At 69.8% G+C, this 14,863-nt stretch carries 15 protein-coding genes; 8 read left to right on the forward strand and 7 right to left on the reverse strand.

All coding sequences use genetic code 11. The annotated features are described in order from the left end of the window. Window positions 1-18: 18 nt before the first annotated feature. The 4 genes from LIP_RS04830 to LIP_RS20425 form a co-directional block, all read right to left on the reverse strand. Window positions 19-843, reverse strand: a complete 825-nt coding sequence (locus LIP_RS04830) for an ABC transporter permease (RefSeq protein ID WP_068135053.1) — start codon at window positions 841-843, stop codon at window positions 19-21. 189 nt (window positions 844-1,032) lie between these two features. Then, window positions 1,033-3,102, reverse strand: a complete 2,070-nt coding sequence (locus LIP_RS04835; protein ID WP_068135056.1) for an ATP-binding protein — start codon at window positions 3,100-3,102, stop codon at window positions 1,033-1,035. A 126-nt stretch (window positions 3,103-3,228) separates the two neighbouring features. Further along, window positions 3,229-4,446 carry a cytochrome P450 gene (locus LIP_RS04840; protein ID WP_068135058.1) on the reverse strand — a complete coding sequence of 406 codons (1,218 nt, stop codon included), beginning with the start codon at window positions 4,444-4,446 and terminating at the stop codon, window positions 3,229-3,231. Window positions 4,447-4,704: 258 nt separating this feature from the next. Further along, window positions 4,705-4,818 (reverse strand): DUF5615 family PIN-like protein, encoded by a 114-nt coding sequence (locus tag LIP_RS20425; RefSeq protein ID WP_158509560.1) that lies wholly within the window; start codon window positions 4,816-4,818, stop codon window positions 4,705-4,707. 206 nt (window positions 4,819-5,024) lie between these two features. Here LIP_RS20425 and LIP_RS04845 point away from each other — a divergent pair, with 206 nt between their 5' ends. From LIP_RS04845 to LIP_RS04870, 6 genes are all read left to right on the forward strand, one after another. Further along, window positions 5,025-5,639, forward strand: a complete 615-nt coding sequence (locus LIP_RS04845) for a hypothetical protein (RefSeq protein WP_068135062.1) — start codon at window positions 5,025-5,027, stop codon at window positions 5,637-5,639. Window positions 5,640-5,705: 66 nt separating this feature from the next. Beyond that, on the forward strand, window positions 5,706-6,584 hold the full coding sequence (locus LIP_RS04850; RefSeq protein WP_158509561.1) for a FecR family protein: 879 nt from the start codon (window positions 5,706-5,708) through the stop codon (window positions 6,582-6,584). Window positions 6,585-6,783: 199 nt separating this feature from the next. Further along, window positions 6,784-6,975: a Sec-independent protein translocase subunit TatA/TatB gene (locus LIP_RS04855; protein WP_068135067.1), complete on the forward strand. Its 192-nt coding sequence runs from the start codon at window positions 6,784-6,786 to the stop codon at window positions 6,973-6,975. A gap of 385 nt (window positions 6,976-7,360) precedes the next feature. Then, window positions 7,361-7,918: an SDR family NAD(P)-dependent oxidoreductase gene (locus LIP_RS04860; RefSeq protein WP_158509562.1), complete on the forward strand. Its 558-nt coding sequence runs from the start codon at window positions 7,361-7,363 to the stop codon at window positions 7,916-7,918. A 453-nt stretch (window positions 7,919-8,371) separates the two neighbouring features. Next, window positions 8,372-9,787 (forward strand): sensor histidine kinase, encoded by a 1,416-nt coding sequence (locus LIP_RS04865; RefSeq protein ID WP_068135075.1) that lies wholly within the window; start codon window positions 8,372-8,374, stop codon window positions 9,785-9,787. Continuing rightward, entirely contained in the window at window positions 9,774-10,445 is a 672-nt protein-coding gene (locus LIP_RS04870; protein ID WP_068135079.1) for a response regulator, read from the forward strand. Before LIP_RS04865 ends, LIP_RS04870 begins: the two co-directional genes overlap by 14 nt. 89 nt (window positions 10,446-10,534) lie before the next feature. On the opposite strand, the gene LIP_RS04875 is transcribed toward LIP_RS04870, so the two are convergent. After that, complete coding sequence (locus LIP_RS04875) at window positions 10,535-10,870, reverse strand: hypothetical protein (protein ID WP_068135081.1); 336 nt, start codon at window positions 10,868-10,870, stop codon at window positions 10,535-10,537. A 67-nt stretch (window positions 10,871-10,937) separates the two neighbouring features. Further along, on the reverse strand, window positions 10,938-11,468 hold the full coding sequence (locus tag LIP_RS04880) for a hypothetical protein (RefSeq protein ID WP_068135083.1): 531 nt from the start codon (window positions 11,466-11,468) through the stop codon (window positions 10,938-10,940). Between the two features lie 311 nt (window positions 11,469-11,779). On the opposite strand from LIP_RS04880, the gene LIP_RS04885 reads away from it, so the two are divergent. Then, a complete protein-coding gene (locus LIP_RS04885) occupies window positions 11,780-13,033 on the forward strand; it encodes an MFS transporter (protein WP_068135085.1) in 1,254 nt (417 codons plus the stop codon). A gap of 94 nt (window positions 13,034-13,127) precedes the next feature. Here LIP_RS04885 and LIP_RS04890 read toward each other — a convergent pair whose 3' ends face one another. Further along, the gene (locus LIP_RS04890) at window positions 13,128-13,718 is read right to left on the reverse strand and encodes a methyltransferase (protein ID WP_082725876.1); all 591 of its coding nucleotides are present in this window, start codon (window positions 13,716-13,718) and stop codon (window positions 13,128-13,130) included. On the opposite strand from LIP_RS04890, the gene LIP_RS04895 reads away from it, so the two are divergent. Next, window positions 13,677-14,816, forward strand: coding sequence for an AbrB family transcriptional regulator (locus LIP_RS04895; RefSeq protein ID WP_068135090.1), 1,140 nt, complete (start codon window positions 13,677-13,679; stop codon window positions 14,814-14,816). The two genes, LIP_RS04890 and LIP_RS04895, sit on opposite strands and share 42 nt — an antisense overlap. Window positions 14,817-14,863 lie beyond the last annotated feature (47 nt).

The raw sequence follows: 14,863 nt of genomic DNA on the forward strand, positions 1-14,863 counted from the left end.
TCCGCCCCCAGCCCCGGCTCAGGCGGTCTGCTCCATGACCCGCCCCACCACGCGGCCCAGCAGCACCCCGCCCAGACCGGTGTAGACGATCCCCAGCACCAGGAGGGAGACCAAGTCCGGGAGGATCCCTCCGACGCCGACTCCCGCCAGGGTGGCTGCCCGCAGGGCCCTGAGCGACGGGGTGAGGGGAATGACCTCGGCGACCACCTGCGCCGCCCTCGGCAGGTACCCCACGGGGAAGAGGACCCCGCAGAGCAGCTGCATGAGCGAGAAGGCCGCGGCCTCCACCACCACCCGGTCGCGGACGGACAGGATGACGGCCGCCAGCACCAGGCTGAGCCCATAGAGTCCCACGAACGAAGCGGCCAGGGCGGCGGCCACCGCCGGGAGAGGGACCGCGGGCAGCTCGAGCCCGATCGACAGCGCCACCACGACCAGCACCACCGACACCTCCACGGCGGAGTAGAGCGCCGAGAAGAGCACGCACCCCAGGTGGTAGGCCAGACGGGGAACGCCCATCATCGTCATGACCGGGAGCGTGCCCTCCCAGTGCTCCACGAGGAAGGTGCGCACCGGGTAGAGGAGGCGCGTCGCGAACAGGTAGACGAGGACGCCCACGGTGAGGTAGCTCATGTACCGGTCGGTGCCCGCCAGCGCGGCGAACTCCTCCGTAATCCGACCGGCGAAGACGGTATGGTAGAGGAAGTAGCCGATCAGCAGGGTGAAGAGGGACGCCATCCCCGTGCTCAGGAAGAAGCTCACCCGATAGGCGCGCAGATTCACGTACCACTCGCGGACGAGCACCGCGCGTACGGTCCGCAGCAGCCGCAAGGAAGCCCGCATGGCTCTCACCCTCGTGCGAGCAAGGAGATTCCTACTACTTCGGCAGGGTACGGGTCGGTTCCTGGTAGACGTTATCGTTTCGTGCTCGTCAGCAATGGAGGCTGCGACCTGAGCGCTAGAAGATGGAAGCAAGGCAGGGGCTGTAGGCTCCCGGCCCTCTTGCGGAGCGGCCTCGCCCCCTCACGCCCGCTAGAACGACAGCGCTGCCGCCAGGCGCTCGAGCGCCCGCATCAGGTGGCGGTAGTAGGTGGCCCGGCTCAGGTGCAGGTCCGAAGCGATCAGATCCGGCGCCCGCTCGTGAACGAAGGTCTGGCGGAGGAGCTCCGCGTCGCGGGCGGTGAATGGGAGGGGGGGCCGCTCCTGACCCTCGAAGATCTTCTGGAACTTCGCACGCAAGGAGGGCCCGTCCATGTGGAGCACGGCGGGGACCGGGCTCAGCTGCCAGGTGGCTGGGTCGTGCCAGGCCTTGAGGAGGTTCCGCAACGCCGGCGCGCTGAGGGCCTCGGTCTTGCCGGGCCCCACCGCCGGGCCATCCGTCTCTTCCAGGAAGGACAGGACCCACGGCCCGAAGCGCCCGCCCCGGAGGTCCAGCTCGTAGAGGCGCCCCGGCGGGGGCTCGGAGGCGCCGGGAGGCTTCACGTCCTGGCGTTCGATGAACCCGAGCCGGCCCAGGAGGTGCTGGAGTGCAGGATGCGTGGCGGTGAGCAGGGCCCGGGCGCCCTCACCCAGGTGGGCGAGCCCGTCGCGCATCAGGAGGCCCACCAGCTCATCCTCGGCCAACCCGGGGCCCGAAGAATCCTGGCCGGACCCGGTGACGCCCACCATCAGGGCCAGGTAGGTATCGGCCGCGTCGGCGGGCAGGGTCGCCAGCCGGTGGTACTCCTCCGGCAGGTGCCGGGCGAGCGCGCCGGGTTCAACCGCGTCGAGGAGCGCGACGGATCGGTCGTAGAGGAGCACCGTGGCCAGGAAGGCCAGGGGCTCGCCCCGCTCCCCCAGCACCACGCGCACCCCCTGGGGGAAGCGCTCCACGACCTGGGTGAGCAGGTCACGGTAACGGCGGCCGCCTCGGAGCTCGAAGGGTTGCCTGCCCCAGCCATCGGCCAGCGGGTGCAGGGCGGGAAGGTCGCGCGGGGTGGCTGTGCGGAGCGACCCGGCAAAGGACGCCGAGAGGGTCGCGTAGGCGTCGTCGGAGGGAAGGGTGTCGGCACAGACCGTCAGGAGCGACGCGGCGATGGACCGCCGCCTCTCCTTGCGGGCGGTATCCAGTCGCCGGATGAGGACCTGCACCGCCTGCCTCCTCAGGCGGCGGAACCTCTCGGCGTCCCGCTCGCGCAGGTCGGCCAGCAGGTGTTGGCGGGCCACGTCGTGCAGGCGGAAGCCCGACGCGAGCGCCTGAACGAAGGAGAGCCTCGCCAGGGCCAGGAGATGCTCTCCGGACGGAGACTCCTCGAGGACCCGGCGAAAGAGCTCCGGATCGGCCTCAGGCACCACCGTGAGCACGTCGAGCAGCGGTTCGAGCCGGGTGCCGGCGGTCTCGCGCAGGAGGGCCGCACTCACCTGGCGGGCGGCTTCCTGGGTGACCTGGTCCACCGCCTCCGGATGGAGGGGGAAGGCATCGGCCGCCAGGGCGACCGCCAGGGGTTGGCCTCCGGTTCCACGGACCAGGGCTCCGATCTGGCGGGCGGGGATCCCCACGCGCTGCAGGTACTCCGCGGCTTCGGCCGGGGTCCACGAGTCGAGGGGCATGTGCCGCACCCGCGGGCGCCAGCCGGGGTCGGTCCGCCATGGGTCCGTGAGCGCCTGTCGGGAGGCCACCACCAGGAGCTGCCCTACGGCCGGCAACCCGGTCAAGAAGGACTCCCAGAGCCACCCGTACAGGGGCTGGAGCGCCTCGTAGTTGTCGACGCACCAGACGAACCGTCCTCCTGGCTGGGTCGGGAGCACGCTGGCAAGCACCTGGTCGACGGTGGGGCGACCCCCGAGACCCAGGATCGCGCCCAGATAAGCGAGAAAGCCCACCGGGGTGGGCGTGCACGCCCGCCCGTCGATCCAGACGCCGGTGACGCCCCGGTGACGGGCGCGCTCCAGCATCTGGAGCAGGAGCGTCGACTTGCCGATACCCCCCATCCCCGTCACGTAGAAGACGCGGGTGGGAGCCTCGGCCGTTGCGAGCCACTGATCCAGGGCGGCAAGCTCTGCCGCGCGGCCCACGAAGAGGCAGCTGCGCTCGCGCGCAATCGAGACGGAAAGCGGTTCCACCGGCGATCCCCCGGGCGCTCACCGCAAGGGAAGCGAAGCGCCCATAATGGAACCGGTTCGCTATAAAGGCGCGGCCTCCTTCCTCGTCAGGTACGAGCGTCGCGACGACACGACCCGCCTGCCGACCTACGCCCGCCACGCAACGGGCAGCGCCTCCAGGGCGCGAAAGGCCATGTTGGCGACGTATCGGGGCTCTTCCCGAAGCGCGAGGACGGGAAGCCTGGGCAAGAGGCTGGCGAAGGCGATCTCGGCCTCGAGCCGGGCGAGGCCGGCGCCGACGCAGTAGTGGATCCCGTGGCCGAAGGCCAGGTGGTTGTTGGGGGTCCGCCCCACGTCGAGCTGGTCCGGATCCGGGAACGAACCGGGATCCCGGTTGGCGGAGCCCAGCACGAGGAAGACCCCGGTGCCCCGTTCGAAGGGCACGCCGCCCACCTCCGCCGGCCGGGCACAGTGCCGGGCCGTCATCTGGACGGGTGAATCGTAGCGCAGGAGCTCCTCGACAGCCAGGGGCAGGAGCTCGGGGGAACGGCGGAGCCGCTCAACCTGGTCCGGGTTCTTCAGGAGCGCGTAGGTTCCGTTGGCGATCAGGTTCACCGTCGTCTCATGGCCGGCGGTGAGCAGCATGATGGCGGTGCCGATCACCTCATCGTGGGTCAGTCGGTTTCCGTCCTCCTCGGCGGCGAGAAGGGCACTGAGGAGGTCCTCTCGCGGCGAGCGCCGCCGCTCGTCGAGCAGCCTCCGCATGTAGCCGGCCATCTCGAGGGCGGCCCTGGGTGATTCGGGGGGTACGTCGTCGATGGACCAGGCCCCGAGGAAGGCGGCGATCAGCTGGGCCCAGCCTCGGAAGAGCTCCCGGTCCTCGTCCGGGGCGCCCAGGAGCCTCGCGATCACCATGACGGGCAGCGGGGAGGCGAAGTCGCGCAGCAGGTCGAACGTGCTCTGCCCGGCCACCCGGTCCAGAAGGGCCTCAGCTGTCTTCTGGATGAAACCGGCCATCTCCTGGACCGTTCGCGGCGTGAACGCCTTGCTCACCAGCGCCCGCAGGCGGGTGTGGTCGGGCGGGTCCCGCAGGAGCATCCAGGTGGCGAAGATCTGCTGAATCGGCAGCATCTCCTCCCGGACGGGGAGTTCCCGCCCGGCGTTCCGGGCCTGCCGGACGAAAGCGGGGCTCTTCAGCACCGCGCCCACGTCGTCGTAGCGGAAGAGCATGCGGACGGGAAAGCCAAACCCCGGCACCTCGTAGACGGGGGCTCTCTCCCGCATGAGCCGGTAGACGCTGTAGCGCTCCTGAAGCAGTGCCTCGCTGTTGGGGTCGAACAGGACGGCCGCATCGGCCATGGCCATCGTCCTCTCTCCGTGGGACGGACGCGCACCCCACAGGGTGCACGTCCCGGGGATGAAGCGCTTCGCTCGAAGATCATGATAGGGCGGGTGGGGCGAGGAAGGGTCTCAATATCGTCTCAACGTTGTGCGGGAGGGCCTCCACTCGGGCGGACAGGCAAGTTTCGGATGCGTACTCTCACTTGGCTACGGGCGAGCAGGGTCCCAAAGCCCGTGTCGGCGGAGACGATGACTCGGTCCTCGCCTTGAAGCGGAGAATCTCTAGATCCGACGCGGCTGCGAGGCCACATCCCTGACGTGCAGGACGTCGTGCCCGGCACTCCGGAGGCTCTGTCCGACCAGAGGCGAGAGGGCGTGGTCGATGAGGAACCTCATGTCTGGTTCACGACGGGGAGCTGTCGCTCGTCGACCGCCAACGCAGCGAAGAGCAATGCCTCGCGGATCTCCTCGGCTTCCCGGGCGATGTCAGTGCACGGACCACAAACGTGGTCCTGATGCGTCGATGTGTGACCCCTGTCACGGAACGCCCGCCGGACTCCTGCCAGAATGGCAGCAAGATCCCGCAGGAGGAGGCGGATTCCATGAGACGAACGATCAAGTCACTGGTTGGGTTGTTGGTGGCGGCCATGATGGTCGCGGTAACGGCCGGCCACGCGCTGGCGGATGAGGGGGCACAGGCCTCCCTCGAGTGGGAGGAGTCGGCGGGCTTCCATCTCGCGGCCCATCCGCAGGCGACCGCGAGCCTGCGCATCGTCTCCGACGATCGGATGACGCTGGAGGCCATGCTCGCAGTGATGAGCCGGTTGACGGCGGAAGCACAGGCCCGCCTGGCCCTGCGCCTGCAGGCCGAGGCTCAGGTGGCCGCCGGGAGTGGCGCGGTCAGGGCCGGCGGCACGGTGCAGGTGGATGCCGATACGGCGCTTGTGCTGCTCGCCCGCATCGATGTCCCGGTGAGGCAGCAGGTAGAGGCGGAGATGGGGGTCCAGGAGCGCGCCGGTACGTCGGGCAGGGTGGATGCCGGCGCCCGCAGCACGGCGACGGGAGCCGCCCGCGGGCATGCCGCAGCCGACGGCACAGCTTCGGGTCAGGCGGCCGCCGAGGCAGACCTCGGGACGGAAGGCCGTGCCGGTGACTCCGGGACGTCCGTGACCGTGTCGGTCCAGGGTGAGGCCGACGCGAAGGTGGACGTGCCGTAGCGCGTCTCGGTGCGGGTCGGCCGTGGCGAGCACAAGACCAGCCTGCCCATGCCGGGGGTGAGGAGCATGTACAGGGATTCGAACCGCAGGCCCGGCCGGATCGGGCTGCTCCTCCTCGTTGTCGTACTCGCTGCGGCCGCCGTGGTCGCGGGGGCGAAGGGGGCCGGGGAAGACGGAGCTCCCGGTGAACCCGCTTCCATGGCGCGTGTGGACAGACTGCGCGGGAAGGTCGAGTGGCGCCCGGATGGGGCGTCGAGGTGGGAGCCGGCCAGCCCCGGCATGGTTCTCAGCCTCGGCGACTGGGTGCGCACCGTGGGGAAGGGCAGCTTCGTCGAGATCGCCTATCCAGCGCAGCAGGCTCGCCTCCTGGTGGAGGCCGACACGCTCCTGCAGGTCGGCGGGTCTTATCGGAGCATTCCGGAGGCGGCGACAGGTGCGTCGCGGGGCGAGGAGGGGGTGCCGGCCTTCCGCGCCGCGTTGCTGCGCGTGGGCGCTCTGTGGGCCGAGGTAGCGTCCCGAGTCAGCCGCGTCTTGCGGTTCGAGATCGCAACCCCCACGGCCGTAGCGGGCGTTCGCGGGACGCAGTTCCGCCTCGAGGTAGACGAGGACGGTGGGACGCGTCTTCTCGTCCGGGAAGGCCTGGTGGAGCTGGCGACCCCGTCGGGGAAGGTGCTGGTCGGTGCAGGGGAAGAGGCCAGTACGAACGGGGGCGGCCTGCGGGTGCGGGGACGCGTGACGGATTCCCTGTCGAACCTGGCCCGTGAAGCAGACGACACGGTGGACGAGTGGACGGAGCGCCTGATGCGGGCCGGGGACGCCGTCGTGCCCGACACCGACTCCCTGCTGGGCGAAGGCCCGGAGGCTCTCTCCGACGAGGTCCCCTCAGACACCCCCGTTCTCTCCGACGACGAGGCCAGCAACGATGATGTTCTGCCAGAGGAGTGAGCCCCGCGCCATCCCCTCGCGGCACACCCCATCCAAACGGATGAGCCCGGTGTGGGTGTTCCGGAGGATGGGAAGTGCGAAACCGGCGTCGGACAACGTGGCAGATAGGCAGCCTGGTGAAACCCGTCTCGGAATGATAGGATGGAGGAGATGAATCGCGAGAACCGCGAGGACGAACGGCCACCGGAGGGATGGCAACATGCGCTTGGGACCCATGGAACTGGTGGTCATCCTGGTCCTGGTGCTCCTGATCGTGGGACCCGGCAAGCTGCCGCAGCTCGCCAAGGCCGCAGGCGAGGCGATCGCCGGGTTCCGCAAGCAGACCGACGACCTCCGCAAGGAGATCGACGAGACCGTCGAGGAAGTGAAGAAGCCCAGCAATCCGTCCTGAAGGCGGACGGCACGATTCCGCCTTGTCGTCCCGTGACCCTCCCTGACACGCAGCTGTCAGGCACCCGGGAGCAGAATGGGACCGCGGGTTGAAGCTCGAGCCGCGGGGAGGGGAGCACGGGTGAATCTCTTCGATTGGGGACGCGACACGAGAACGACCTTGTGCGTTGCCGAGTTCCGTGTGAAGGAACTGCGACGGGAAGCGGAAAACGAGAGGCTGGCGCGAGTGGCTGCCCACCGGGCACGAATGGGAGCGGGACGCTGGAGCAACGTGCCGCGATGGCTGGCGGTTCGGCTTCTGCGAAGGGCCCCCCGCGCGGCGCGGGCTTTCGAGAGCACTGCAACAGCAGTCCCTCGGGGGCTGGTGTGATCTCATGCGGGGCAAGGTGGCCATCGTCACCGGGGGAGCCGACGGGATCGGGCTCGCCGTCGCCACCCGGCTGGCGCAGGAAGGCGCGCGCGTGGTCATCGCCGACATCGACGAAGAAGCAGGCGAAGAGGCAGTTGGCGACCTTCGGCAAGGCGGGAGCCAGGCAGAAGCGATTCGCGTCGCCGTCGCCAAGGAAGCCGACGCGGAAAAGATGGTCGCCTTCACCGAACGGCGTTTCGGAGGCCTCGACATCTTGGTCAACAATGCCGGAGGGATGTGGGGCCCATCCTTCCCGGAGTGCACGCCCAAGGGGTGGGGTCGGGTGCTGGACGTCAACCTGCGGGGCGTGATGCTCGCGACGCAACTCGCGCTCCCGGCCATGCGCCGGCGGGGCGGGGGCGCCATCGTGAACATGGCGTCCATGGCGGGTGTAGGTACGCTGCCGCATGCCGATCCTGAGTACGCAGCGGCCAAGGCGGGCGTCGTGCGCTTCACCACGACCCTTGCGCCGCTGAGTGTGAGGGAAGGTATTAGGGTGAACGCCATCTGCCCTGGCTGGGTGGAGGGTCCATGAGCCCAGAGGAACGCCGGAAGGCGGCGCCGCCCGTTCTGATCCAGCCAGGTGACCTGGCTGACCTCGTCGTGCGGATGCTCACCGGCGACGACCTCGCAGGGCGTGTGGCCGTATGGCCGGATGGGGAAACGTGGCGGCTGTTGCCTGCGACTTCCGCTTGGCACGCGGGCTGAGGCGGAAGGTCGAACTCGAGGCGATCAGGTTGCTCCTTGCCGTAGGCGCCGCCCCCCGCGTCAGGAGTGCGGGCTCCACGAACAACCTTCCCTGGCTCGTGCCTCGATTCGTGGGACGCTTCACCGGTCCCGGCTCGCGGCCTCGATGAAGTCGTAGCGATACGGGAGCCGGTGCGCGCTCCCATCCGTTGCGCCGGGGGAGATGGCCTGCTATCCTGGTGCACGAGGTGGGCGCGTTCCCGTGTGAGGCCGCGGCGGGGCGGCAAGGGGGGAGACGAGGATGCTCCTGGCGCTGGAGAGCATCTTCGAGGCGAACAGGCCGCTGATCATCTTCGCGTACGGGCTCGTCTTCTTCGTGCTCGGGCTGGCCATCGCGCTCCAGTCCCGTCGCCACAGCCGGCTGGCCCTCGCCCGAAGCCTCAACTGGCTGGCCACCTTCGGCTTCATCCACGCCTTCTACGAGTGGGGCGCCCTCTTCATCCCCATCCAGGCCACGTACCTGCCGGAACCCTTCGTGGACCTCCTCTGGTCGCTGCACTTGGGCCTGCTGGCCATCTCGTTCGCCTGCCTCTTCCAGTTTGGCGTGGAGATGCTGAGACCTCTGAAGCCCCGGTGGTCCGTGCTTGCATGGCTCCCAGCCATTCTCCTGACCCTGTGGGCGCTGGCGGCAATGCTCCACCTGGGGTTGAGAGCCCACGACTTCCTGGCCTGGAGGGTGCCTGCCGGCATCTGGGCCCGATACCTCCTGGGCTTTCCGGGGGCGCTGCTCACGGCCTACGGCCTTCGAAGGCAGGCCTACGAGCTGATCGCGCCCATCGCCGAGCCGGGCGTGGTGGGCACCTTGCGCCAGGCAGGGCTCGCACTGGCCGGCTACGCCTTCTTCGGGGGGCTGGTGGTGCCGCCGGCGGAGTTCTTCCCGGCGAACGTACTCAACACGGCGGCACTCGAAGCGCTCCTGGCTGTCCCCGTTCCGGTCTACCGGAGCCTGCTCGGGCTGACGCTGACCTGGTCCATCGTCCGTGCCTTGGAGGTTTTCGAGGTCGAGGCGGACCGGCGGATCCGGGAGATGGAGGAGAGACAGATCCTGGCCGCCGAGCGGGAGCGTATCGGCCGGGACCTGCACGACCGGACGCTCCAGCTGGTGTTCGCCGCCGGGCTGTTGATCAAGTCGGGCCGCCGGGCGCTCGACGACGCGCATCCATCCGCTGTGCCGCTGGATCAGGCCGTGCGCCAGTTGGACGAGGCTGCCCGCGACATCCGTGACCACATCGGCCAGCTTCGGGCCGAAGCCCACGCGTGCAACCTGAGGGATGGGCTCCTGCAGCTGTGCCGGGAGAGGAGTCTCTCCTCTGTGATCCAGGTGGACGTGAAGCTGGACCTGCCCCCGGATCATCCCATACCTCCCGCCGAGGCAGGGCACCTGTTGGCCATCGCGAGCGAGGCCCTGAGCAACGCGGCCCGCCACAGCCGGGCCTCCCGGGTCGACCTCGAGGCCCGGGCGAGTGCAGATGGGCTCGAACTCCTCATCGTCGACAACGGCGTGGGCCTGCCGGAGGGGCACACCGCGGGCCACGGGTTACGGAACATGCGGGAACGGGCGTGGGTCTTGGGAGGGAGTTTCGAGATCCGCCGCCGGCCCGAGGGAGGAACCTCGGTCCGCGTGACGGTTCCGCGAGGGGAGAATGGCGCTGCCTGACGTGCGCGTGCTGATCGTGGACGACCACCACGTGGTCCGCCTGGGTCTGCGGGCCCTCCTCGAGGGCGAGCCGGGCCTGGAGGTGGTGGGTGAGGCGGCGGACGGGGAGCAGGCCCTCTCGGCGACGGAGAGGCTCCGGCCCGACGTGGTGGTCATGGACGTGCGGCTTCCCGGGCGCAGCGGGACGGACGTCTGCGGGGAGATCGTCCGCCGCTGGCCGCAGACCCATGTGATCATGCTGACCTCCTACCTCGACGAGGATCTGGTGCTTCAGGCGCTGATGGCCGGGGCTGAGGGGTACGTGTTGAAGCAGCTTGAGGGAGATGCTCTCCTGAAGGCCATCCAGGCGGTCGCCCGGGGAGACGCCGTACTTGACGCTGCCACCATGCGCCGGCTGGTGGCCAGGGTCCGCAGAGCGGAGGGCGATAGCGACCGGGCCGCCTTCCGCGACCTTTCCGAGCGCGAGCTGAGCGTGCTGCGGCTGATCGCCGAGGGGATGACCAACGCGGAGATCGCCCGCGTCCTCTCCCTGAGCGAGAAGACGGTGGGCAACCACGTGAGCACCATCCTTGGCAAGCTGGGCCTCAACAACCGCATCCAGGCGGCGACCCACGCGGTCCGCCACCACATCGAGCGCCATGCGCCCGGCCCCGCGTAACTGGGAGGGGCGCAACAAGCTCCAGGAAACAGGAAGGGCCCGCCGGCCGAACACACCCGCCGGCGGGCCCTCCGGGTTGGGTATCGTCGTTACTCGAAGAGCTCGAACACCGGCGGGAACGTGAGCAGCAGGCCCACCACGATGAGCCACAGGGTGACGGAGAGGATCCGCCCCAGGTCCACGTCCTGCTCCCGGTACCGGTTGCTCAGCACCTTCCAACTGACGAGCCAGGCGAGGACGGCGATGCCGGTCTTGCCCGTCAGGGGGCCGGCAGGGTTCCACCAGTTCAGGAGCCCGCCCAGGCCGTGGAAGACGACGGCTCCCGTGGTCATGAGCCCGAGCACGAGGCTTCCGATCCCGCTGGCCAGCAGCGCGGCCGCGGCCGGCCCGTTGGTCACCTTTTGCCCGGCCTTCACGGTCACCATGCGATCACCCTCTTTCCGGAGTCTCGAACAGCAGAGTCTCGAGCCAGGCGAAGCGCATCCGGGGCGGTCAGATGACGGGAGCCACCTTCGTGATCAGGGCGCCGAAGAGGCCGGCCACCGCCGCCGTGGCGAAGGCCAGGATGAAGACGATCATGACGCCCTTCCGGAGCCGCTCGTCCTTGACCAGCTGATCCCCGTACTTCCAGACGACATAGGCGACCGCCGTGGCCAGGATCGGCGCGAACCAGGCGACGTGTTCCTTCCACTCCATACCGAACCGGTGCCAACTGGCCGTGGACGGGTCGGAGAGGAGAAGCGAACGAGGGAACCCCGAAAGGTCCGCTCCCTCCGGGGGCTGCGCCCGGTACCAGGGGTAGACGACGTAGGTACCGGAGATCACGGTGAGCCACGCGACCACGGCCATCACCGTGGTTCCCAGGTTCAGCCTACGGATGCGCTCGCGGATGCCGTCGACAGTGACCAGCTCCGGTCTGAGGCTGTAAAGGCCGGCCAGGCCACCGGCGAAGGCGAGAAGGAAGAGTGCGCCGAGGCCCATCCCGTGGACGACGCCCCAGAACTCCCTTACCCCGAGTGACATGTGCCTCCCTCCAGTCTCGAGCGTGCCCGCTGCACGCTCGGGTATCCACTGCGGGCCGTGCTGGCAGGCAGCCGGCCCCATCTGCATCGTATCCCGAGATCGACGAAGACCACGAGAGGAAGACTCCCTGTTGTCGGTAGGTACGCTTCCCTCGATTCCAAAGGTCCAGCACCGCCGTGAGGTCCACGGGGGATGCCTCTCCTGCGCCCGTGGTGGTAGAATGGACCCGTCGGAGACGCAGCGGGCGACAGGCCGGGAGCCGGAGGGGTGGACGGTCGGTGCGGGCGTTGCACGGACAGGCGGCTAGGTCGGTGCGGGAAGACCGCCGGGCGATCACCTTCATTGTGTTGCTGGGCGTGGTCAGCCTCTTCGCGGACATGACCTACGAGGGGGCCCGGAGCGCGACGGGGCCCTTCCTGCTCACCCTGGGGGCCAGCGCCGGCGCGGTGGGGGTGGTGGCGGGCCTCGGGGAGTTCGTGGGTTACTGCGTCCGCCTGCTCTCGGGGCTCCTCACGGACCGCCTGGGCCGCTACTGGGTGCTCACGGGCGTGGGGTATGCCGTCAACCTGCTGGCGGTGCCCCTGCTGGCCCTGGCGGGACGGTGGGAGGTGGCGGCCTCCCTGGTGGTGCTGGAACGGCTGGGCAAGGCGATCCGCACCCCGTCCAGGGACGTGATGCTCTCCTTCGCCAGCTCCCGGGTGGGGCGGGGCTTCGGCTTCGGGCTCCACGAAGCCCTGGATCAGGTGGGGGGCGTGGTCGGCCCGCTCCTGGTGGCAGGGGCGCTCTTCGCCGGCGACGGGTATCAGCGAGGATTCGCGATCCTGGTGGTACCGGCGCTCCTGGCCCTGACCACCCTCACCGCCGCGCGCTTCATCTTCCCGGTACCGAGCCGGTTCGAGAAGGAGGGCGAGACGGGTCAGGTCGAGGCGCGTGGCCCAGAAGCAGGCGCGGTGGACCGTGCGGGTGAGGCCGGCCGATCGGCTCCCCAGGCACGGGCCGCAGGCATGCGGTCGCTCAGTCGTCGCTTCTGGCTCTACGTGGGCTTTAGTGCTGCGGCCACCGCGGGCTTCGCGCACTTCCAGTTGATCTCCTTCCATATCAAGTCCCTGGGGCTCATGAGCGACCCGCTGATCCCCGTGAGCTTCGCGGTGGCCATGGGGGTGGACGCCCTGGCGGCGCTGGCCATCGGCCGCATCTACGATCGGGTGGGCCTTACCGCGGTCCTGGCGTTGCCTCTGGGGACCATCCCTGCGACCGTCCTGGCTTTCGGGGGTACCGCCGCCTCCGCCTGGGCCGGTCTGGTGGTCTGGGGCCTGGTGCTGGGCGTTCAGGAGACCATCATGAGGGCCGCCATCGCGGACCTCACCCCGGCGGCGGTGCGGGGCACGGCGTACGGTGTCTTCCATGCCGCCTTCGGTGCGGCCTGGTTTCTGGGCAGCACAGCCATGGGCTTCCTCTACGACGTGTCCATCCCGGCGGTGATCGCTTTCTCGGTGATGGCCCAGGTCGTGGCCATCGTCGTGCTCCTTGCCCTTCGGCGCGAGCCGGGCGAGCCGGCCTACTGAAGGGTCGCCGGCCGCACCCACTTCAACGGGCTCGGCGGCAGCGCGGCCGCCAGCAAGACGGTGGCGAGCCCCCGGCACCTCGAACCCTCTGGCCTCACGGGCCCCTCTGGGCCAGCACCAGCTGCTTCACGCCGCCGGGGCGGTCCTCCACCCGGACGTCCTCGTAGCCTGCCCGTTCCAGCCACGCCCGGTACTCGGCCTCGCTCCGGACGCCGCCCTGGTGGGTGGAGAGGAGCATCTGCAGGGCGAAGAGAGGCGCCCGGGGGGATCGGCCTCGCACGAAGTCGTTGATGGCGACCATGCCGCCCACGGGCTGACGCTCCCGCAGGCGGGTCAGGAGCGCGACGTTCTCCTCGGCCCCGTAGATGTGGGTGACGTTGCCGAGGTAGGCCAGGTCGAAGGGGCCCTCGGGCAACACCTCCAGGAAGTCCCCGGGGAAGGAGGTGACGCCCGGCCACTCCCGTCCCTGGGCCCGGTTGAGATCGAGCACGCCGGGAAGGTCCTGCAGCACCGGCGCTCGAGGCAAGGCGATCTGGAGCGTCGTGGGTATCAGCCTGCCCGTTCCCCGTTGAGCGCAGCGGGGGGACCGTGTACAATCGACCCGTGGAGGGAGGGGTCCCTCGCGACCACGACCAAGGCCTCCGTGCGGCAGAGCAGGGAAGGCCCCCATCAGACCGCCAGCCATCGGGCCCGCTCGACGGCCATGTCCTCGTTGGTCTCGCTGCCGGGCGTGCTCGCCCTGGCCGCCCTGGCCGGCTGGGCGGCCGATCGCTTCGCCCTGCCTGCCGGTTGGATGCTCGGCGCGATCGTGGCCGGTCTGGGCCTCGCGCTCACCCGGGAGCGCGCCCCCGCCGTACCGGCTGCCCTGCAGCGCATCGCGCTGGCGGCCATCGGGGTGCGCCTTGCCTCCACGGTGGATCCCGGCATCTGGCCGCTCCTGGGGACCGTCGCGCCTGCGCTCTTGATCTTCACGGCCGGTCTCCTGGCGGCCAGCGTCGGGGCAGGGTTGCTTCTGGCGCGGGTGGCGGGAGTGCCCAGGGCCACCGGGGTACTGGCCTTCGTTCCAGGAGGGGCGTCGGCCATGGTGGCCATGAGTGGCGACGTCGGGGCGGACCCGCGTTTCGTGGCCACGGTGCAGTACGTGCGACTGGTCGTGGTCGTCCTCAGCGCGCCCTTGCTCGCCGCCCTTGCCGTGTGGGCCGGCGGAGGAGCGGAGATGGCCGCGATTCCTGGGGTCTCTCGGCCGATGATCGCCGCCGGTGTGGCTGGCGGTTCCTCGGTTTCGGGTGCCCTGGTGCCGCACGCGGTCACCTACGGGGCCCTGATCGGAGGGCTGGTGCTGAACCGCCGGCTTCCCATTCCCGCCGGTGGGATCCTGCTACCGCTCGTGCTCCTTCTCGGAGCGACCCTGGCAGGATGGCCCCACGCGCCTTTGCCGGCGTTCCTGGGGCAGGGGGCGTTTGTGGTGCTGGGGCTATGGGTGGGCCTCCAGTTCGACCGCCCCTCGCTGCGGCGGGCGGGCATCGCAGCGGTATGGGCGGCTGGGCTCACGCTGGCACTGGTGGGTATCGCCCTGGTGCTGGGATTCGGGATCCACTTGGAGACGGGAATGGCTTTGGAGACGGCCCTGCTGGGTACGACCCCCGGTGCGATCGACACCATGACCGCCATCGCGCTGGATCTTTCCCGCGAGCCGGCTCTGGTGCTGGCCATGCAGCTCTTCCGCATGCTGGCCGCGGTCGTCGTGGGGCCGGCGGTGGTCCGGGCTCTGGCCGGACCCTGAGCCCGGGGCGGGTACGTCAGCAGCTCCGGATCCTCGGCGATCCCCAG

This window comes from Limnochorda pilosa, from assembly GCF_001544015.1.
GTDB lineage: Bacteria > Bacillota > Limnochordia > Limnochordales > Limnochordaceae > Limnochorda > Limnochorda pilosa.

Excerpts from the sequence above, each read along its gene's own strand:
- LIP_RS04875 (WP_068135081.1), bottom strand. The coding sequence starts at position 10,870 with ATGGTGACCGTGAAGGCCGGGCAAAAGGTGACCAACGGGCCGGCCGCG.
- LIP_RS04865 (WP_068135075.1), top strand. The coding sequence starts at position 8,372 with ATGCTCCTGGCGCTGGAGAGCATCTTCGAGGCGAACAGGCCGCTGATC.
- LIP_RS04870 (WP_068135079.1), top strand. The coding sequence starts at position 9,774 with ATGGCGCTGCCTGACGTGCGCGTGCTGATCGTGGACGACCACCACGTG.
- LIP_RS04850 (WP_158509561.1), top strand. The coding sequence starts at position 5,706 with ATGTACAGGGATTCGAACCGCAGGCCCGGCCGGATCGGGCTGCTCCTC.
- LIP_RS04840 (WP_068135058.1), bottom strand. The coding sequence starts at position 4,446 with ATGGCCATGGCCGATGCGGCCGTCCTGTTCGACCCCAACAGCGAGGCA.
- LIP_RS04890 (WP_082725876.1), bottom strand. The coding sequence starts at position 13,718 with ATGGCTGGCGGTCTGATGGGGGCCTTCCCTGCTCTGCCGCACGGAGGC.
- LIP_RS04845 (WP_068135062.1), top strand. The coding sequence starts at position 5,025 with ATGAGACGAACGATCAAGTCACTGGTTGGGTTGTTGGTGGCGGCCATG.
- LIP_RS20425 (WP_158509560.1), bottom strand. The coding sequence starts at position 4,818 with ATGAGGTTCCTCATCGACCACGCCCTCTCGCCTCTGGTCGGACAGAGC.
- LIP_RS04855 (WP_068135067.1), top strand. The coding sequence starts at position 6,784 with ATGCGCTTGGGACCCATGGAACTGGTGGTCATCCTGGTCCTGGTGCTC.
- LIP_RS04830 (WP_068135053.1), bottom strand. The coding sequence starts at position 843 with ATGCGGGCTTCCTTGCGGCTGCTGCGGACCGTACGCGCGGTGCTCGTC.
- LIP_RS04880 (WP_068135083.1), bottom strand. The coding sequence starts at position 11,468 with ATGTCACTCGGGGTAAGGGAGTTCTGGGGCGTCGTCCACGGGATGGGC.